Source organism: Peribacillus sp. SIMBA_075, assembly GCF_046534585.1.
On the sequence record NZ_JAWRYN010000284.1, the window covers coordinates 1 to 329 of the forward strand.

A 329-nucleotide genomic window follows, 5' to 3' on the forward strand; every position below is an offset into this window, starting at 1 on the left:
CCGTCACTTGTTGACAACGGTCTTCCGCCTGAGGAAATTGCTAAAATTGCTGTAGAAGGAAAAGGCAACATGCCTAAGGGTATCTTTAAAGGCAGCGATGAAGAACTTGAAAAGCTCTCTAAATATTTATCTGAGGTCAAATCAAAATAATTCAGTTGTTTAAATGCAAGTACAAGGATATACTCAAAAGAGAAAAAAGCTGGCGCTGTCAGCTTTTTTCTGATTTTAACAGATCGTGAGTGAAGAGACATATGAGATGGATTCAATATCTGCTAGCCACGCGCTACATGCTTGTACTGGTGCTTATTGTCAATTTCCTTGGCACTGTG

At 39.5% G+C, this 329-nt stretch carries 1 protein-coding gene; it reads left to right on the forward strand.

The genetic code is table 11. From position 1 onward, the window contains the following. Positions 1-150: c-type cytochrome (locus SB775_RS28270; protein ID WP_410864483.1), on the forward strand; the 150-nt coding region annotated here is incomplete at its 5' end. Between the last annotated feature and the right edge of the window lie 179 nt (positions 151-329).